The organism is Leptolyngbya boryana PCC 6306 (assembly GCF_000353285.1).
Classification (GTDB): Bacteria; Cyanobacteriota; Cyanobacteriia; order Leptolyngbyales; family Leptolyngbyaceae; genus Leptolyngbya; species Leptolyngbya boryana.
In genome coordinates, this window is sequence record NZ_KB731324.1 from 4,473,177 (window position 1) to 4,491,100 (window position 17,924).

18 protein-coding genes and 1 pseudogene are annotated in these 17,924 nt (G+C 46.6%); 11 read left to right on the forward strand and 8 right to left on the reverse strand.

What is annotated here, in order from left to right:
- Positions 1-43: 43 nt before the first annotated feature.
- From LEPBO_RS0122295 to LEPBO_RS0122325, 7 genes are all read left to right on the forward strand, one after another.
- On the forward strand, positions 44-1,246 hold the full coding sequence (locus LEPBO_RS0122295) for an NAD(P)/FAD-dependent oxidoreductase (protein ID WP_017289801.1): 1,203 nt from the start codon (positions 44-46) through the stop codon (positions 1,244-1,246).
- 49 nt (positions 1,247-1,295) lie between these two features.
- Positions 1,296-1,937 (forward strand): HAD-IA family hydrolase, encoded by a 642-nt coding sequence (locus tag LEPBO_RS0122300; protein WP_017289802.1) that lies wholly within the window; start codon positions 1,296-1,298, stop codon positions 1,935-1,937.
- Positions 1,938-2,099: 162 nt separating this feature from the next.
- On the forward strand, positions 2,100-3,272 hold the full coding sequence (locus LEPBO_RS0122305; protein ID WP_017289803.1) for a DNA double-strand break repair nuclease NurA: 1,173 nt from the start codon (positions 2,100-2,102) through the stop codon (positions 3,270-3,272).
- Positions 3,273-3,431: 159 nt separating this feature from the next.
- Entirely contained in the window at positions 3,432-5,201 is a 1,770-nt protein-coding gene (locus LEPBO_RS37940) for a glycoside hydrolase family 10 protein (protein WP_017289804.1), read from the forward strand.
- Positions 5,202-5,378: 177 nt separating this feature from the next.
- Positions 5,379-6,380 (forward strand): 2-hydroxyacid dehydrogenase, encoded by a 1,002-nt coding sequence (locus LEPBO_RS0122315; protein ID WP_017289805.1) that lies wholly within the window; start codon positions 5,379-5,381, stop codon positions 6,378-6,380.
- Entirely contained in the window at positions 6,377-7,618 is a 1,242-nt protein-coding gene (locus LEPBO_RS0122320; RefSeq protein WP_017289806.1) for an acetate/propionate family kinase, read from the forward strand. Before LEPBO_RS0122315 ends, LEPBO_RS0122320 begins: the two co-directional genes overlap by 4 nt.
- Positions 7,615-8,958, forward strand: coding sequence for a cytochrome P450 (locus LEPBO_RS0122325; RefSeq protein WP_026148834.1), 1,344 nt, complete (start codon positions 7,615-7,617; stop codon positions 8,956-8,958). Before LEPBO_RS0122320 ends, LEPBO_RS0122325 begins: the two co-directional genes overlap by 4 nt.
- Before the next feature lie 100 nt (positions 8,959-9,058).
- Here the strand turns inward: LEPBO_RS0122325 and LEPBO_RS0122330 are convergent, their stop codons facing one another.
- Positions 9,059-9,943 carry a bile acid:sodium symporter family protein gene (locus tag LEPBO_RS0122330; RefSeq protein WP_017289808.1) on the reverse strand — a complete coding sequence of 295 codons (885 nt, stop codon included), beginning with the start codon at positions 9,941-9,943 and terminating at the stop codon, positions 9,059-9,061.
- 205 nt (positions 9,944-10,148) lie between these two features.
- Here LEPBO_RS0122330 and LEPBO_RS0122335 point away from each other — a divergent pair, with 205 nt between their 5' ends.
- On the forward strand, positions 10,149-11,402 hold the full coding sequence (locus LEPBO_RS0122335; RefSeq protein WP_017289809.1) for a vWA domain-containing protein: 1,254 nt from the start codon (positions 10,149-10,151) through the stop codon (positions 11,400-11,402).
- On the opposite strand, the gene LEPBO_RS0122340 is transcribed toward LEPBO_RS0122335, so the two are convergent.
- Positions 11,374-11,808, reverse strand: a complete 435-nt coding sequence (locus tag LEPBO_RS0122340) for a hypothetical protein (protein ID WP_148664730.1) — start codon at positions 11,806-11,808, stop codon at positions 11,374-11,376. The genes LEPBO_RS0122335 and LEPBO_RS0122340 overlap by 29 nt on opposite strands.
- A 148-nt stretch (positions 11,809-11,956) precedes the next feature.
- Here LEPBO_RS0122340 and psb29 point away from each other — a divergent pair, with 148 nt between their 5' ends.
- From psb29 to LEPBO_RS0122355, 3 genes are all read left to right on the forward strand, one after another.
- Positions 11,957-12,643, forward strand: coding sequence for a photosystem II biogenesis protein Psp29 (gene psb29 / locus LEPBO_RS0122345; RefSeq protein ID WP_026148835.1), 687 nt, complete (start codon positions 11,957-11,959; stop codon positions 12,641-12,643).
- Positions 12,644-12,760: 117 nt separating this feature from the next.
- Positions 12,761-13,204 (forward strand): cyanase, encoded by a 444-nt coding sequence (gene cynS, locus LEPBO_RS0122350; RefSeq protein WP_017289812.1) that lies wholly within the window; start codon positions 12,761-12,763, stop codon positions 13,202-13,204.
- Positions 13,205-13,286: 82 nt separating this feature from the next.
- Positions 13,287-13,949 carry a cation diffusion facilitator family transporter gene (locus tag LEPBO_RS0122355; RefSeq protein ID WP_017289813.1) on the forward strand — a complete coding sequence of 221 codons (663 nt, stop codon included), beginning with the start codon at positions 13,287-13,289 and terminating at the stop codon, positions 13,947-13,949.
- 4 nt (positions 13,950-13,953) lie between these two features.
- On the opposite strand, the gene LEPBO_RS0122360 is transcribed toward LEPBO_RS0122355, so the two are convergent.
- The 6 genes and pseudogenes from LEPBO_RS0122360 to rpmG form a co-directional block, all read right to left on the reverse strand.
- Entirely contained in the window at positions 13,954-14,532 is a 579-nt protein-coding gene (locus LEPBO_RS0122360) for a Uma2 family endonuclease (RefSeq protein WP_017289814.1), read from the reverse strand.
- 225 nt (positions 14,533-14,757) lie between these two features.
- Entirely contained in the window at positions 14,758-14,994 is a 237-nt protein-coding gene (locus LEPBO_RS0122365; RefSeq protein ID WP_017289816.1) for a hypothetical protein, read from the reverse strand.
- Positions 14,978-15,226 (reverse strand): annotated as a pseudogene (locus tag LEPBO_RS41150) (BrnT family toxin); the annotation flags it as partial. The pseudogene LEPBO_RS41150 and the gene LEPBO_RS0122365, both read right to left, overlap by 17 nt.
- A 54-nt stretch (positions 15,227-15,280) precedes the next feature.
- Positions 15,281-17,302, reverse strand: a complete 2,022-nt coding sequence (locus LEPBO_RS0122370; RefSeq protein WP_017289817.1) for a ribonuclease catalytic domain-containing protein — start codon at positions 17,300-17,302, stop codon at positions 15,281-15,283.
- 107 nt (positions 17,303-17,409) lie between these two features.
- Entirely contained in the window at positions 17,410-17,625 is a 216-nt protein-coding gene (gene rpsR / locus LEPBO_RS0122375) for a 30S ribosomal protein S18 (RefSeq protein WP_017289818.1), read from the reverse strand.
- Positions 17,626-17,711: 86 nt separating this feature from the next.
- Complete coding sequence (rpmG, locus tag LEPBO_RS41155; protein WP_071596236.1) at positions 17,712-17,906, reverse strand: 50S ribosomal protein L33; 195 nt, start codon at positions 17,904-17,906, stop codon at positions 17,712-17,714.
- Positions 17,907-17,924 lie beyond the last annotated feature (18 nt).

Here is a 17,924-nt window from a genome sequence, read left to right on the forward strand (position 1 = left end):
CATTTCAAATATCCTCTAAAGTAGCCCTTTCCTGCGTTGCCCTATGTCTCAGACTCCTGCAAAAATCTGCATTCTCGGTGGTGGCTTCGGAGGCTTGTACACCGCACTTCGACTCAGTAACCTTCCTTGGGGAAGAAACGAGCAGCCCGAAATTACGTTAGTCGATGCGCGCGATCGCTTTGTCTTTTCGCCGTTGCTGTATGAATTAGTCACCGGAGAACTGCAATCTTGGGAAGTTGCTCCGCCTTACGAAGAATTGCTCGAAGACACAACGATCCGATTTCGCCAAACGGCGGTTGCAGATATTAATACCGACACGAAACAAGTCCGACTCGCAGATGGTGGACTGCTCGATTACGATCTCTTAGTGCTGGCGATGGGCGGCGAAACTCCGATGGACAGGGTTCCAGGAGCCGCAGAATTTGCCATTCCTTTTAGAACGATCTCGGATGCCTATCAACTCGCAGATCGGCTCCGTCAGTTAGAAGCATCTGATACCGATAAGATTCGAGTTGCAGTCGTTGGAGCCGGGTATAGCGGGATTGAACTGGCTTGTAAACTCGCGGATAAGTTAGGCGATCGCGGTCGAGTACGCGTGATCGAAGTCGGAGATCAGATTTTGCGATCGTCGTCTACGCATAACCGCGATGCTGCCGCAAAAGCCCTCGAAGAACGCGGAGTCTGGACAGATTTAGAAACCTCGGTTGAATCGGTTGGTGCTGGAAGTATTTCACTGCTGTACAAAGGGGTCGTTGATACGATTCCAGTCGATTTGGTGCTGTGGACAATCGGGACGCGCATGAATGAAGTCGTCAAGAATTTGCCACTGAAACAAAATGAGCGCGGTCAGATTCTCGTCACTTCGACATTGCAAGTTGTGGATCATCCTGAGATTTTTGCTATTGGCGACTTAGCAGATTGCAAGGATGCCGATGGTCAGCAAGTGCCTGCCACTGCACAAGCTGCCTTTCAGCAGTCTGACTATACTGGATGGAATCTTTGGGCATCGTTGAGCGATCGCCCATTACTGCCATTTCGGTATCAATATTTTGGCGAAATGATGACTTTAGGCATTCATGACGCAACTTTAACCGGGCTTGGCATTCAATTAGAAGGCACTGCGGCTCACTTAATCCGCCGTTTAGCGTATTTAAATCGGATGCCTACTTTAAAGCATCAACTCCGTGTAGGATTCAACTGGATCACTCGCCCAATTATTTCCGCGATCGCGCAAATGGGTGAATAATTAGAAGGCTATTGGGTCTGTTCCTAGTTGAAATCGGGATTTTGTTGTTATGAAACGCCCCCAAGTGGTGTTTTTTGATGCTGTTGGCACATTATTTGGTGTGCGAGGAAGTGTCGGGCAAGTTTATCGAGAAATTGCTCGCGCTCATGGTGTAGAAGTCGATGCCGCGAAGATTGATCGCGCATTTTATGAGAGTTTCAAGGCTTCTCCGCCCTGTACATTTCCAGGAGTGGATGTATTAGAAATTCCGCAGCTTGAGCAGCAGTGGTGGAATACGATCGCACAACAGACTTTCGATCGGGCTGGCGTTTTGCATCAGTTTGCAGATTTTTCTGAATTCTTCTCAGATCTCTACTACCATTTTGAGACTGCAAAACCTTGGTTCATTTATCCCGATACCGTTCCAACGCTAGAAAAATTGCGCTCTTTAGACATCCCGCTCGGAGTTTTATCAAATTTTGATTCCCGATTATATAAAGTTCTAAAAGCGTTGAATCTAGAAGATTTTTTCGACTCAATTACGATTTCAACAGAAGTCGGAGTCGCAAAACCCGATCCAAAAATTTTTGCGATCGCGCTTGAGAAACATGATTGTCAGCCTGAGAATGCTTGGCACATTGGCGATAGTCAGCAAGAGGATTATGAAGCGGCGAATGCGGCAGGGTTGCGGGGAATTTTGCTGAATCGGTAGCTGTTTTTTGTGAGTAGTTTGTCCCGTTGAAAATGGTAGGGAGAGTGGGGAGTAGAGGAGTAGGGAGTGAGGACAGAAAAACATTTCCCCACCTCCCCACTCTCCACTCCTCACCTCTTCAAAGGTCTGATATAGTACCTAGATACCAAATGGTATCTCCCTATGCCGATTAAGCCCTCGCAAATTCTCAATCTGCTCGATCGTAAACGCGAAGATTTTGCACTGTTCGATCGCGCTGCTCTACAAGCGTTGCAGCAGTATGGAACTGCATTAATTCAACTGTCGCAGAAATCTGATCAAGCCATATCAGCAGCACTCGACGGGATCAGAGAGTGTGGAGCTAGACCCTTAGAGCCGTTGGGAATGTTTCCAGAATGGGTCATGCACGCGGGATTGTCCTGGCAAAATCGTGAAGAAAGTTTGGAATGGGTACGCGATCGCATTACTGGAGTTTCAACGTTTTCGGTAGACGGATCGCAAATCTACCCGAGTAAAGACTTCTCGATTCCAGTCGCACTTGTGCAAATTGGCTGGTATGAAAACTTTCACTTGCCCTCCGGTGAGTATCAAAAAGATATTGAGTTAGATGTTCTCACGCCAAACGATTTGAAGGTTGGACGCGGTGATCTTGCCGATCGACGAGTGAATTTACGTCGATTTGAAATGGAATGCGATCGCATTATTCAATACATGGAAGAACATGCAGGACAACGCGATTGTTTAGCATTTTTCGATGGATCGCTGATTGCAACATTTTCAGAAGCGTTTGATGAAGAGACACGCAGTTTTTACTTGAGATGTATTCTCAACGTATTACGTGCGAGTGAAGATTATCGCGTTCCAGTGATTGGATATATCGATACTTCCAGCGCACGAGATTTAACAGAAATGATTCAGCGATTAGCTCAGCTTCCAGATAGTAAAACGATTCATGATGCTCAATTGTTAAATCGCGCGAAAAATCAGATGCAGTGGGGCGATCGCACTCCTCTTTTTCTGTCTCAACGGTCTGGAGTTCTCGACTTGTATCAGGAACATCGCGATCGCATCGCATTTACTTACCTCAAAACCAATCGGGATAGCTATGCGGCTCGAATTGAACTGCCCCTATGGATTTATGAAGAAGGCTGGCACGATCAAATTCTCGATTGGGTTCGGGCTGAGGTCATCATTGGCGGCGGATATCCTTATGTGATCGAAACGGCGGATCAAGTCGCAGTTTTGAAAAATGACGATCGCCAAACCTTTTATCGATTGTTACAAGAGTGGGCAGAAAAAGAAGATCTGACCCTGAGACTGTCTCGCAAGATGATTAGTAAAGCGCGGCGAAGATAAGAAACGCTAACAAAATGCGGAATTGAACGACACAGATGCGATGTTGAATCAAGCTTTCTGGTTTGACTCACAGAGAGTGATGCGTTCGTCCTTCCCAACTCACAGGAATCGACGCAGAGCTTTGAGACAAACCAGCTCAATATCATCGGAGTCCTATCTATGCGTCGTGCTTGGATCTTTGGGTTCGTCACACTCCTGACACTCTTGACGATCGCACATCCCACTTTCTCCCAAACCAATTTCACGGACATTCAATCTCACTGGGCAAAACCCTGCATTGAGAAATTGGCACAAAAAGGAATCATTAGCGGTTTCCCAGGCAATCAGTTTCGTCCGAATGAGCCAGTCACCCGCGCACAATTTGCGGCAATGATTGCTAAGGCATTTCCTGAACAGATGAATGCTCCCAGTCGTCCTGCGATTCAGTTTCGCGATGTTCCCGCGAATTTCTGGGCGCGAGATGTCATTCAGAAAGCGTATCGATCGCAGTTTTTCTCAGGCTTTGAGAATCAGACCTTTAAGCCCGATTTAGAAATTCCGAGAGCGCAAGCATTAACCGCATTAGCAAGCGGCTTGAAGCTCAAACCAACTAATGATGTTGAACTCAGCAACAAAGCATTCATTGACACTCGAACTATTCCTAACTTTGCGAAAAGCGCGATCGCGGCAACCACCGAAAAGCAAATTACCGTCAACTATCCAATCATGCGTCGATTGAACCCGAATCGAACTGCTCAACGCGGTGAAATCGCAGCGTTTCTCTGTCAGGCATTACCCGATACTAAAGGCTTGATTAGCAACCAATTCATTCCTAAACCAGAAACACAGGCGCGAGAAATTCGTGGGGTATGGCTAACTAACATTGATAGTGATGTCTTGTTTGAGAAAGAGCGCCTGAGTAATGCTGTCAATGAACTATCGCGATTGAACTTTAATACGCTTTATCCGACGGTACTGAATTGGGGATATACCTTGTATCCCAGTAATGTCATGCAGCAAGAGATTGGATTTCCAGTCGATCCGCGCCCCGTTGCAGCAGGATTACGCGATCGCGATATGCTGCAAGAACTGATCACCGAAGCTCGCTCAAAAGGGATGGCGGTGATTCCTTGGTTTGAGTTTGGATTCATGGCTCCCAAAGATTCAGAACTTGCTCAAAAACACAAAGATTGGTGGACACAGAAACGCAATGGCTCGGTTGATTATCAACCTTCAGCCCTCGACGGCAAGCAAATTCCAGTCTGGTTCAATCCCTTCAAACCTGAAGTCCAACAGTATCTTCTGAACTTAGTCACTGAAGTGGTTGAAAAATATGATGTTGATGGGATTCAGTTCGATGATCACTTTGGGTTACCTGTGAGCTTTGGATACGACGACTTTACTGTCAATCTCTACAAAAAAGAACATCAAGGTAAAGCTCCACCTAGCAATGAGCGAGATCCAGAATGGTCACGTTGGAGATCGGATAAACTACAAGACTTTCTGACCAAGCTTTTCCAAACGGTCAAATCTCGCAAGCCGAATGTTCTGATCTCACTGTCACCGCTAGATTTACCCTTTGCTTATGAGGAACATCTAGTGGATTGGCATAAGTGGAGAGAAGCAGGTTTGCTTGAAGAAGTCATTCCACAAATCTACTTTCAGGGACAGAAGTTTGTTGATCGTAGTAACCCTGACAACTGGGTAACCTTAAAAGCTGCTCGCGATACGGTTCCCACTGCGATCGGGATTTTAAGTGGATTGTCTAGCACACCTCGCCCAATCGAAGAAATTCAGCGTCAAGTCAAAGCCGTCCGCGATCAAGGCTATGCTGGAATGTCGTTTTTTTTCTATGAAACCCTGTGGAATAAATCGCCTGAACCGATTGGCGATCGCAAAGCAGGCTGGCAAACTATCTTCAAAGAGAAAGTTGAGCGCTTTCGGCTATAAGATTTGCTAGCTCTACTCGTCGATCTCATTCATTATGCAGAGTGGGGAGTAGGGAGTCCCCACTCTGCACACACATCAATTCTTGAGGAAATCCAAAGAATCAGAACTCGTAGCTGAAGAGACAAGACTCGCACAGGCAATTTCGTTAAAATGATCGTCGCAAAGTGAGCCAGATTTATGAAAGTTGCTTTTTTCAGTACCAAATCATACGATCGCCGATTTTTTGAAGCTATCAATGCAACCTATCAGCACGACATCACCTTTTTTGAAGTACCACTAAACGCCGATACGGCAATGCTTGCGACAGGCTATCCCGCAGTTTGTATGTTCGTGAATGATGTCGCAGATACCGACACTTTGAACAGTCTTGCTGCGAATGAAACTCAGCTTCTCGCCTTACGATCGGCTGGATTTAACACCGTGAACTTACAACGAGCAGCAGAGCTAGACATCAAAGTAGTCCGTGTTCCAGCTTATTCTCCCTATGCCGTTGCAGAACATGCCGTTGCTCTCATTTTGGCGTTGAATCGTAAAATCTACAGAGCTTACAATCGAGTTCGAGATGATAACTTTGCATTAGAAGGACTTCTTGGATTTGATTTGCATGGGTGTACCGTTGGGGTGATTGGTACAGGCAGAGTTGGCATGGTCTTTGCTCAAATCATGCAGGGATTTGGGTGTTCTGTGATTGGATATGATGCCTATCCAAACGAGCAATTGACACAGTATGTTTCCTTACCTGAACTATTTGAGAAGTCTGATATTATCTCGCTGCATTGTCCATTGTTGCCAGAAACCTATCATTTAATTGATCAAAGCGCGATCGCACAAATGAAGCCCGGAGTCATGCTGATCAATACAAGTCGGGGGGCTTTAATTGATACGGATGCTGTGATCACAGGAATTAAAACTGGCAAAATTGGCTATCTAGGAATTGATGTTTATGAGCAGGAAGAGAACTTATTTTTCCAAGATCTCTCTGACACCATTATTCAAGATGACACCTTTCAGCTTTTACAATCTTTTCTGAATGTTTTGATTACCGCGCACCAAGCATTTTTTACTCGGAATGCCTTAGAAGCGATCGCAACAACAACGCTCTCCAATATTTCAGATTTTGAGCAAGGAAAGCCATTGAAGAACGAAGTTGTCTACCACCCTTCTCCAGCTTTACTATGAAAATTCTGGTGCTGAACGCAGGCTCAAGCAGCCAAAAGAGTTGTCTGTATTCAATCGACGATCGCCTACCCAATGAACCCCCAGAGCCAATGTGGGAAGCCGCGATCGATTGGGCACATCATCCCGGCTTTGCAGAGATCAAGGTCAAAACCGCAACTGAAGAACTGACAGAAGAGATTGAAGTCAAATCGCGTCTTGAGATTATGGCGCATCTGCTCTCAATGCTTTGGCAAGGGAAGACCGCAGTTCTCAATCACCCGACTGACATTGATGTGGTTGGACATCGAGTCGTACAAGGTGGGCAAGAATACTCTCAACCTGTACAGATTGATCAAACAGTGAAAGCAACGATCGATCGGCTTTCTACACTGGCTCCAAATCACAATCCTGCTAATCTCGAAGGTATTGAAGCGATCGAGCAATTTTTAGGAACTGAAATTCCACAGATTGCCGTATTCGATACTGCCTTTCATCGTCAAATCCCCGATGCTGCTGCAATCTACCCCGTTCCTTATGCTTGGGTCGATCAAGGAATTCGGCGCTATGGATTTCATGGCATTAGTCATCAGTACTGTGCTGAACGAGCCGCACACTTGTTACAGCGAAACTTAGAAGACTTGCGCCTGATTGTTTGTCATCTTGGCAACGGGTGCTCACTTTCTGCCATCGCCCAAGGACATAGTATTGATACAACAATGGGATTCACGCCGCTCGATGGCTTAATGATGGGAACGCGCTCTGGTTCGGTTGATCCAGGGATTTTAATTCACTTGATGCGACAAGAAGGCTATTCTGTCGATCTCTTAGATCGCGAACTGAATCGAGAATCGGGTTTGAAAGGAATTTCTGGCGTTTCTGCTGATTTGCGCCAAGTCATGAAGGCGATCGCAGACAACAATTCTCAAGCACAGTTAGCACTCGACATTTACATTCATCGCTTGCGCGCTTACATCGGGGCAATGCTCGCCAGTTTAGGAGGGGTAGATGCTTTGATTTTTACAGCAGGCGTGGGGGAAAATTCAGCGATTGTGCGTTCTCTAGCTTGTGAATCCTTTGGTTTTCTGGGCTTAAAGCTTGATGCTCACAAGAATGAAAATCGCCCCGTTGATCAAGATATTGCCACAACAGATTCAACGGTACGAGTTTTAGTCATTCATACGCAAGAAGATTGGGCGATCGCTCAAGAATGCTATCGTTTAAGAGCTAAACATGTATCGCTTCACGAGAAACAATCATGATGAGCCAACTCCCGAATCAGATTACGGCTCCAGCTTGGGTGCAACTTTTCAATTGGATTGTTGATCCGCTTGGATTCCTGGACAAATACACTCAGAAGTATAGTGATGTTTTTACCATGCAACTGGCTGGACTGGGATTGTCTGTCGTCATTGCCAATCCGAAAGCGATTCAGGAAATCTTTAATCAAGATGCAAAGTTTGATATGGGACGGGGTAATGAACTCGCAGAACCGCTGTTAGGACGAAATTCTTTGCTGTTACTGGATGGCGATCGCCATCGACGAGAACGCAAATTACTCATGCCGCCTTTTCATGGGGAAAGACTGCACACTTACGCCACGCAAATCTGCAAAGTTGCTGATCAAGTGGCAAGTCAGTGGCAAACTGGACAGCCTTTTATTGTCCGAACCTCGATGCAAAACATCAGCTTAGAAATCATCTTGCAAGTTGTTTTCGGGTTGAGTGAAGGAGAGCGATATCAACAGCTTAAAGTTCTCCTGACCGAATGGCTGGACATGACCGATTCACCTTCACGATCGAGCATGTTATTCCTAAAATTTTTGCAGAAAGACTGGGGAGCTTGGACTCCTTGGGGACGGATGCAGCAGCGCCAACGCCAAATTCATGACCTACTTCAGGCAGAAATTGACGAGAGAAGAACGAAGGGAGATGAGAAACGGAGTGATGTTCTCAGCCTGATGATGGCAGTGCGAGATGAAACTGGGCAAGCCATGAGCGATGAAGAATTGAGAGATGAATTGCTCACGATCTTGTTTGCTGGACATGAAACTACTGCAACAACTCTATCTTGGGCGTTTTACCAGATTCATCAACAGCCAGAAGTGCGTGAGAAATTGCTCAAAGAGCTTGAAAGCCTAGATGCACATGCGTCTCCAATGAGCATGGCTCAACTTCCCTACTTGAATGCTATCTGTCAGGAAACACTCCGAATGTATCCTGTGATTCCTGTGCTGTTTCCGCGCATTTCTAAAGTGCCTGTGAAGGTTGCAGACTATTCATTTGATGCAGAGACGACTCTCTGGATATCTCCTTATCTGGTGCATTATCGAGAAGATGTATATCCAAATGCTCACCACTTTGAGCCGGAACGATTTCTCGATCGACAGTACTCGCCTGCTGAGTATTTTCCCTTTGGAGGCGGGAGTCGGCGATGTCTGGGATATGCGCTGGCTCAGTTAGAAATGAAGCTCGTTCTGGCAACAATCTTATCGAAATACCAACTTGCTTTAGCTGACGATAAACCTGTGAAACTACAGCGCCGTGGGTTTACGCTCGCTCCGACAGGTGGAGTGCGAATGGTGTTAACTGAGAAGCCATAGATATCTTTCGAGGTTCAGGACTTTAAGCTAGTCGTGCGAAGTGGGGAGATGGGGGAGTGGGGAGAACCCAGATTCACATTGCTCCCTATCCCCATCAGATTTACTGTAGTGAACTACTGGACACTCTACTGCTCGCTTGTCTGCCATAAAGGATAGAACCGAAGCCAGTAATATACATCAATAAGCTATAAACCGCAGCGGGCACAGCCATATCGGGGTTGTTGAGTAGACCCGCAGTGATAGCAATTGCTAGCGTTCCGTTTTGAATCCCGACTTCAATAGCGATACAGATTTGTTGAGCGAGCGGCAGCCGAAACAGCTTTCCGACCAGAAATCCTGCCAGTGTTGCCAGGAGGTTGAGCAATACGACACCGATTCCTACCTGCACCAGAAATCCTGGGAGCTTACTTCCTTCTCGTACCAGCAACAGCACAATAATCAGCGCTAACAATCCTATGGCAAGTCGGCTCATTTGCTTTTCTAGACGGCGTGCTGTGTCAGGAAACTGATGACGAATTGCCATGCCGATCGCTGTCGGTAGCAGTGTGATCAGAAAAATTTGCAGCATGGTCTGCCCAATCGGTAGAGCGATTGCCGCACTTTGCCCTAGGAAATATTGCAGCGCCAGATTTGTAAAAATCGGAATCGTAAACACAGTAGCGATGCTACTCAGCGCTGTGAGCGTTACTGACAGAGCAACATCGCCCTTTGCCAGATAAGTTATGAGATTAGAAGAAGGACCACCCGGACATACTGCTAGAACAATCAGACCAACCGCGATCGCGGGCTGCATGGGCACAACCAACGTGATCAGTATCCCAATCAGCGGCAGCAGCAATAGCTGGCAGATCGTGCCCACCGCAACTGCTTTGGGATCACGAGTAATTCGTTTAAAGTCTTCTGCAACCAGACTTAACCCCATACCCAACATCACAATTGCCAGAGCCAGCGGCAGTAAAACAGAGGTGAAGATGTTGCTCTGCATCGTTATTAGACATTGATTTTGATTTGCACAGGTATCATACAAGAATATGTTCAGAGTTTCGGTATGCTCTGCTCACACTCCCTGCACCCGTCAGACAAACTCGAACCAATCAATTTGAATCGTTCGGCAATCCGAATGCGGAGAGAGCATAAGCTAAGCTGTAGTTGTTGAGCAAGTCAAAGTTCTCCAAAGTGGAGTTGTTATCATGCAGGTCGGTTTGAACTGTGCGCTGAGTGATGTCCATATTGATGCTGCTCAAGCAAGTAGTCAGCGTCAGATGGCAATCTCGATCGAAGCCATCCCCCAAGCGTCGCCTCGTGAGACTCCGCTCAATCTCTGTCTGGTTCTCGATCAGAGTGGATCGATGGCAGGTCGATCGCTGCAAACTGTTCAACAAGCCGCCGCTAGGCTCATCGATCGCTTATCCCCAGGAGATCGACTCTCGATCGTCACGTTCAATCACAAAGCCAAAGTTCTCCTCCCCAATCAAATCGTTGAGGATCCAGAGCCGTTAAAACTTGCCTTAAACCGTCTGGAAGCGTCGGGCGGCACTGCGATCGACGAAGGGATTCGACTCGGAATAGAAGAAGTCGCAAAAGGGAAAAAGAATGCCGTTTCACAAATGTTTCTCTTGACGGACGGAGAGAATGAACACGGCAGTAACGATCGCTGTCTCAAACTCGCTCAAGTCGCGACCGGATACGGTCTGTCGATTAATTCACTCGGATTCGGAAGTGCTTGGAATCAAGACGTTTTAGAAAAAATCGCCGATGCGGGTGGTGGGGCACTTTCTTATATTCAAGAACCTGAGCAAGCGGTGACAGAGTTTGGGCGATTGTTCGATCGCATTCAATCGATCGGCTTAACGAATGCCTTTTTACGCATTGTTTTATCGCCAGGAGTTCGCCTCGCAGACTTTAAGCCTGTCGCCCAAGTTGCACCCGAAACCGTCGAATTACTTGTGCAGCATGAAGATAACTTAGTCGGCGCGCGCTTAGGCGATTTGATGGTCGGCTCACCTCGCGTGATTTTGGCGAATGTTTACCTGACGCAGTTGCCGGAAGGGAAAAATACGATCGCCGAAATTCAAGTGAAATATGATGATCCAACTTCAGGTGAATTAGCACTAGCCTCTGAGACCTTCCCGGTTGAAATTACAGCTCAAACTCAATACCAACCCGCACCAAACTCAGACGTTCAGCAGCATATTCTCGCTCTCGCAAAATATCGACAAACCCAAATCGCCGAAACCAAATTGCAGCAAGGTGATCGACAAGGAGCCGTAACAATGCTGCAAACAGCCGCACAAACTGCTTTGCAAATGGGAGATCGCAATGCGGCAACTGTTTTACAAACTAATGCAACTCAACTGAGTTTAGGAGAAGACTTATCGGAAGTCGATCGTAAAAAAACTCGACTCGTTTCTAAAACTATTTTGCAGGCGGGAGATTCTGAGTAGGCGTACCGAATTCAACCGTCGGCAGCGCACAAATCTTTTTCGTCATCTGTGGATCAGAATAGCGATCGGTTTTCCAAGTTGCAGGAGAGCCGACTCCGTTGGTATACGTGATCTGATTGGTTTTGCAATTCACATCTGCATAGAGAAACTGAAACACGCCACTGCACGCTGTCCCGCTATTTTTTCCCATCGTCTGCACAACGATCAGTTGACGAATATTTTTATCTGGCTGATTGGGGCGTTCCTGACGTGCCACGATAAATTCTGGATCTGTATAAAATTCGCAACCATCCCGCGTCTGCCGCATCAGCAGACTATATTTGCTCATCACGAAATTAAACGTTTCAACATCAGGAAGTGCTGCCATTGCTGAACTCTGACCCAAAATGGCAAGAGCAAGTGTCATAGTGATTAAGCGCTGCATACAGACCTCATCCGAATACAAATGGCTTGAATGATTTTGGCAGATTCAGTTCCCTAGGTTGATCAAAAAAATATCGATCCCACAATACCCTTTACAATGGTTGAATGTAGAATCCCACAGAAATTAAACCGTGAATAGCGTCCGTACTGTTTCCGATACTAAGCGATCGTTTTATAGTCTTCACACCCGTCCGGTGAATTCGATTTTCCGCCGAGTCGTGGAAGAATTGATGGTCGAAATGCACCTACTGGCTGTGAATACTGATTTTCGTTACGACCCGTTTTATGCATTGGGTGTCGTGACAACTTTCGATCGCTTTATGCAAGGGTATCGCCCTGAAGCCGATAAAGAGTCAATTTTTACGGCATTATGCAAAGCATTAGAGGCAGATCCACAGCAATATCGCACTGATGCTCAGCGATTAATTGCGACAGCCTCCAGTGCAGCTTGGGATTCAATGCTGATTCCAGATAAGGCGAATGACTATCGAGAGGCGTTACAAGCAGTCGCATCGAATCCAAAATTCAAGTACAGCCGCCTTTTTGCCGTGGGTCTATACACAATTTTGGAAGCGTCCAGCCCTGATGTGGTCAAAGACACCGCAAAGCTGAACGAGACGTTTAAGCAAATTTGCCAAGCATTGAATATTTCCGAAGAGAAAATTCAGAAAGATTTGGAACTGTATCGCAGCAATCTTGAGAAAATGAATCAGATGCAAGTTGTGATTGCAGAAGCTTTAGCTGCCGATCGTAAAAAACGAGAAGAGCGTGAGCAAGCCCAAGCAAAACCGAAAGATGAAGCAACGTCTGAATCATAAGGCGATCGCAAATGCAGAATGGGGAGAGTAGAAAGCGCTCCCCGTTTTTTGTATCGTTTGTAACAACGCAGCGGGATCAAACTCGACTACAAGTAGAACGGTATCGAGTTTGATTGCATGATGACTATTCCAGAAATTTCACAGAAACTGTTCGCCGCGAAAAAAGCAAAAGGATTGAGCTTTGCAGATCTCGAATCTGTGCTTGGACGCGATGAAGTTTGGATCGCAGCGTTGTTTTATCGACAAGCGAGTGCATCTGAAGAAGAAGCAACCAAATTATTAGAAGCATTAGGCTTAAGCCTGGATCTTGTGCCTGAATTAGTAAGCTCCACGGTGAAAGGATTAGGGCCGATCGTGCCGACAGATCCTTTGGTCTATCGGTTCTATGAAATCATGCAGGTGTATGGAATGCCGATGAAAGAGGTTATCCATGAGAAATTTGGCGACGGCATCATGAGCGCGATCGACTTCACGCTTGATATTGAGAAAGTTGAAGATCCAAAAGGCGATCGCGTCCTCGTCACAATGAATGGAAAATTCCTCCCTTATAAGAAGTGGTAGATTTTTCGGACAATCCTCGGAAACTCATCTACACTAATCACAGTCAGAGATCCCTGACTCTTTGTGTTAGTTGAGAGAGCCGATGCACCCGCACGATTGTTCCTGTCCTGTCCACGATCCGCAAACCAAACAGCGTCAACTTCTCACCGCTCTCATTCTGGTGGGAAGTTTCGCTGTTGCGGAATGTACGATCGGGCTATCAAGTCATAGTCTTGCATTAGTGGCTGAAGCAGGACATTTAGTTTCTGATTGCTTTGCTTTGTTGCTGGCATTGCTCGCCACTCGCATCGCTCAATCTCCGATGCAATGGGGCTGGATTGGAGAGAACACCGTTGCGATTAAACCGAGCCGATCGCCTGAAACTTGGGCTGCTTTACTCAATGGCTTGGGACTAGTTGCCGTCACGATTTGGATTATTTGGGAAGCGATCGAGCGATTTCAAACGGCTACACCAGAGATTTCCAGCATTCCAATGTTACTGACTGCGATCGTGGGATTAGTTGTCAACGGAATTAACATTGCAGTGCTACATCAAGGCAGCGAATTCGATTTGAATTTGCGGGCTGCTTTCCTGCATGTGGTCGCAGATGCGTTGGGAGCAATTGGAGTGATTATCGCAGCGATCGCGGTTGCTGCATTCCATTGGATGTGGGCAGATGGCGCGATTAGTTTAGCGATCGCAGTTTTAATTCTAGGCTCAACCATTCCACTGATTCGCCAGAGCATTCAAGAGCTACGACGCTAATTTCCTAAATCCCTTTTCTCAATTCATTGACAGCAGTCTGCATATCCGTTTCTGCTATCAAAACGCATCGACTGAGAAGTTGAATATCCAAATCTTCTAACCCTGGAATCAAACTGCTTTGAATCGCTTGATATCCATTGTCAGATAAGCGATACAGCTTAAATACACCATCTTCCCAAAACCAGACTTCTAGCACTCCTAGAGCTTGATACTTCAACAATTTAGACTCACTACCAGAAGTGAAAATAATCTCGATCGCGAGATCTGGAATCGGTTTTCTAGACCCAAAACAATAGCTTTCATCTGCTTCTGCCGCAGCTTCAGGCGGTTTTTTCTGAGTAAAACTTCCTGTAGGAAGAAACCAGACTCCTTTGTCCAAGCAGTAAAGCCCTAGCAGAAAAGCAATGATTCCCGAAAAAACTTTGTGGTCTTGTCCAGGCATCCGTAATTCAATGGTTCCTTGATAAAAACTCAACCGTCTTTTCACCTCAGAGAAAAGACGATCCATTTGCTCAAAATCTTGCCAACTTTTGTTATGAAGCAGGATTACAGAATCCTGAGAATGAGTCTGTGCAGTAGGCATGACTAGAAATTGAATGCTTGGTCTAATTCTAGGTCAATTCAAATCATCCAGCAGCAATTAGAGCTTGCTTGCTAGCTCTAAATTGTAGCAATGTAAATGCTCACAATTAGCCTGCAACCTGCTGAGCTTCTTGTGAAGTTACTTCTTGGAATCGGATTTCATCGCGACGTGGATCAACTAAGCTCACTTTCAAGCGCAATTGATCACCGGGGCGAATCGAGCCGCTTATGCCTCTGACTCGGATGATCTACTCACTTGGCGCTGAGCAACTTGCATCAATAGCCGTAAAGCATTATTGACATCTTCTTCGGTTGGGAAAGCTTGTGCAACATCAGGAGCTAGGAGAACTAAATTGGTTCCTTTTCGATATCGTTCAATATATTTCCCTCGGACTCCTTCTCCAAGTTGAGAAAAGTCATACTCAGAGCGTAATTCATCTTCCATCTCATTCTCCTTGCTCATAGAACCTCCTTTCTGAACGAGTGGCTTTTCGGGCGCTGATAATTCGGATTTTTTCGTCTCGGTCAGTATGAGCAACGACTAGCAGTTCTCCATATTGAGACATCCCAATGATAACGTAGCGACTTTCTCCGATCGAATGATCTGGATCTGGGAAGGTGAAAGACAGCGCATCATCAAATACCGTCGCGGCTACTTCAAAGGGGATGCCATGTTTTCTATAGTTTGATTCCGCTTTCTCTGGGTTCTACTCAAACTCCATCGGAATTGCACCCACCGTAACCTTTAATTAACCTGCAACCTGCTGAGCTTCTTGTGAGGTTACTTCTTGGAATCGGATTTCATCCCGGCGTGGATCAACTAAGCTGACTTTCAAGCGCAACTGATCACCAGGGCGAATCGATCGTTGTTGAAACACCATTGGTAATTCTAAACCTAGCTCTTCTAGCAACACTAATCCTAAGCCTTCATGCTCTCGCAACCAGCGCAGCATCAGAGCATCCCAAACCTCATCTGAATGTCGGCGGAGATACTCCAAACTCCAGTAGCGATTGGTATGTCGCTCCACAAAGACTGCTTCTTGAACGGCTAAGCCAATATTGATCATCAATTCTTTGACTTCTTCTTCAGAGAAGGGCAGTACATCGCCCCGCAAATGCGCCTTGATCTGAAAATGCGCGAGTAAATCGCTATAACGGCGAATGGGAGAAGTGACTTGTGTATACGTATCTAATCCCAAACTCGCATGACGCGCAGGCGTAATCGTCAATTCGCTCCGAGGCATACAGCGCCGAATCGCACACGATCGCACAGGTCCCGCTGGAAGCTGCAATAATTCCTCATCTGAAGGAAGCTCTGGTTGAGGCTGTCCCCGAAACGGTAAGGGCAAACTGTGAGTCTGAGCATAGCGCGCCGCCACTTCACCCGCCAAAATCATCATTTCAGCGACCAATTGCCGAGACATCGAATCGTCTAGCACCTCGATCGTCACTTCTCCATCATTTTTGACTTTGATCGAAGACTCCGGCATGTGAATACTAATCGCGCCTTGAGTCTGCCGCCATGCTGTGCGCTGCTTTGCCCACTTGGCTAATCCTTCGATTTCCGGTTCGCCCTGCACGTTTAAATGCAGCATTTCATCGACATCATCATAGGTCAGACGATACGTCGATCGAATCGAACTCGCATGAATACTGTAGTCTTCGATCGCACCCTCTGCGGTCAGGGTCACTGCAAAACTCAACGCACAGCAAATGACACCCGGATTCAAGCTCATCGGACCCGTCGCCAACTCCGACGGAAACATCGGAATCATGCCCGTTGGCAAATAAATCGTTGTAATCCGCTTGCGCGCATCGAGGTCTAACTCATCCCCCGGCACTACCCACCGAGTCGGGTCAGCAATATGAATCCAAATGCGCTCTCGCCCATCAGGTAACACTTCTAGACTTAAACCATCGTCGATCTCTTTTGTGCTTTCATCGTCGATCGTATAAACCTTTAAGTGTGTCAAATCAAGACGATTGACATCTAAATCTTCAGGTGGGGATTCCAAACGGTGGTGCGCCACTTCCAAAACCTTCTGAGAAAATTGCATCGGAACCTGTGCGCGCCGTAGAAACAAGTTCTCGTGAGGACTCCAAATTCTCAGGTCAACGAGAAGTTGAAAGGCGGCGGGAGAGGTTTCAGGACGCTTCAGAGCAGACATCAGTTCGAGTGCGCTAGCCCGATTGGGAGTTTCTTCGCTGACTGCAAATCGCTCTAACGCATCTAAACGAGGTCGATCGCTGGCTTGCCATTCGACCGTTTCCCCGTCCAAGGCGAATCGGACTCGCTCTAAGAAACTCTGCCATTCGCGTTGGCGTTGAGCTTCCATCTCGATCTGATGCTTTAATTCTGCCACTTGATTCGCAGAACGTGGCTCATAGCGATCGCCCTTCTGCTTAAAGTAAAGCTTATCTTCTGAAAGTAAGTAGTGAGCAGCGTAACACATCGCTGCACTTTTGTCGGAAAACAGCAGTATTGCCATTTCCTCAGGGTTAGTGCTGTCTCCGGTTTCGATAAGAATTTCCCAAGCAACCTCTAGGCTTGAAGGGTCGAGATAAGGCTGCGTCTCTTTGAGAAAACTAGGGATATCCGTCGGTTTAAAACTTTGGTTGGCGACTTCGTAGGTGATTTGTCGCGGGTGAAGCGTATGATTCTGAGAACGATCGTCAATTACGATCCAGTGCTTTTTGCCTTCTGGACGCTCGGCAACAGCGAGACGACGCTCACCATTGACGCGAAATTCGACTAAGGTTCCCTTCTCCATTGAAATCTGTGGGGTGTAACTAGGGTGATCACAAAAGATGGGGAAACGGGGAGCAAGAATCGCGGTGGCACTTCTCCCTATCTCCCCATCTCCCTAAAACAATTCTTTTAGCCTTCTGCGTTGACGAAGGGCAGTAATGCAATCACACGGGCGCGCTTGATCGCAACGGTCAAATCCCGTTGTTGTTTTGCAGTGAGTCCTGTGATTCGACGGGGCAAGATTTTGCCGCGTTCGGTGATGAATTTGCGCAGGAGATCGACATCTTTGTAATCGATCGGATCACCTGGTTTGATTGGAGAAATTCGACGACGGAAATAGCTCATGGAAGTATGTTTGGTAAAAGGTCATTGGGCGGCAGTTATCACTGCGGGCAAAAACTTACCAGCTTTTGCTGACAACCGAGATTCGGTTATTTGATCTCTTTATGAGCCGTATGCTTGTTGCAGTGCGTACAGAACTTCTTCAGTTCTAAACGAGCTGTGGTGTTACGACGATTCTTGGAGGTGGTGTATCGAGAAACACCAGGAGAACGCTTTGCCGGATTCGTCCGACATTCGGTACATTCCAGCGTAATGATTAGTCTTACGCCTTTATTCTTTGCCATGATTTTTGCACTGACGAG

What these genes read in the sequence shown, in the direction of transcription:
- LEPBO_RS0122330 (WP_017289808.1), bottom strand. Translation starts at nt 9,943, where the DNA reads ATGCAGAGCAACATCTTCACCTCTGTTTTACTGCCGCTGGCTCTGGCA.
- LEPBO_RS0122355 (WP_017289813.1), top strand. Translation starts at nt 13,287, where the DNA reads ATGCACCCGCACGATTGTTCCTGTCCTGTCCACGATCCGCAAACCAAA.
- LEPBO_RS0122370 (WP_017289817.1), bottom strand. Translation starts at nt 17,302, where the DNA reads ATGGAGAAGGGAACCTTAGTCGAATTTCGCGTCAATGGTGAGCGTCGT.
- LEPBO_RS0122305 (WP_017289803.1), top strand. Translation starts at nt 2,100, where the DNA reads ATGCCGATTAAGCCCTCGCAAATTCTCAATCTGCTCGATCGTAAACGC.
- LEPBO_RS0122325 (WP_026148834.1), top strand. Translation starts at nt 7,615, where the DNA reads ATGATGAGCCAACTCCCGAATCAGATTACGGCTCCAGCTTGGGTGCAA.
- LEPBO_RS37940 (WP_017289804.1), top strand. Translation starts at nt 3,432, where the DNA reads ATGCGTCGTGCTTGGATCTTTGGGTTCGTCACACTCCTGACACTCTTG.
- LEPBO_RS0122320 (WP_017289806.1), top strand. Translation starts at nt 6,377, where the DNA reads ATGAAAATTCTGGTGCTGAACGCAGGCTCAAGCAGCCAAAAGAGTTGT.
- rpsR (WP_017289818.1), bottom strand. Translation starts at nt 17,625, where the DNA reads ATGAGCTATTTCCGTCGTCGAATTTCTCCAATCAAACCAGGTGATCCG.
- LEPBO_RS0122335 (WP_017289809.1), top strand. Translation starts at nt 10,149, where the DNA reads ATGCAGGTCGGTTTGAACTGTGCGCTGAGTGATGTCCATATTGATGCT.
- LEPBO_RS0122360 (WP_017289814.1), bottom strand. Translation starts at nt 14,532, where the DNA reads ATGCCTACTGCACAGACTCATTCTCAGGATTCTGTAATCCTGCTTCAT.
- LEPBO_RS0122340 (WP_148664730.1), bottom strand. Translation starts at nt 11,808, where the DNA reads ATGACACTTGCTCTTGCCATTTTGGGTCAGAGTTCAGCAATGGCAGCA.
- LEPBO_RS0122295 (WP_017289801.1), top strand. Translation starts at nt 44, where the DNA reads ATGTCTCAGACTCCTGCAAAAATCTGCATTCTCGGTGGTGGCTTCGGA.
- LEPBO_RS0122365 (WP_017289816.1), bottom strand. Translation starts at nt 14,994, where the DNA reads ATGAGCAAGGAGAATGAGATGGAAGATGAATTACGCTCTGAGTATGAC.
- LEPBO_RS0122315 (WP_017289805.1), top strand. Translation starts at nt 5,379, where the DNA reads ATGAAAGTTGCTTTTTTCAGTACCAAATCATACGATCGCCGATTTTTT.
- rpmG (WP_071596236.1), bottom strand. Translation starts at nt 17,906, where the DNA reads ATGGCAAAGAATAAAGGCGTAAGACTAATCATTACGCTGGAATGTACC.
- LEPBO_RS0122300 (WP_017289802.1), top strand. Translation starts at nt 1,296, where the DNA reads ATGAAACGCCCCCAAGTGGTGTTTTTTGATGCTGTTGGCACATTATTT.
- cynS (WP_017289812.1), top strand. Translation starts at nt 12,761, where the DNA reads ATGATGACTATTCCAGAAATTTCACAGAAACTGTTCGCCGCGAAAAAA.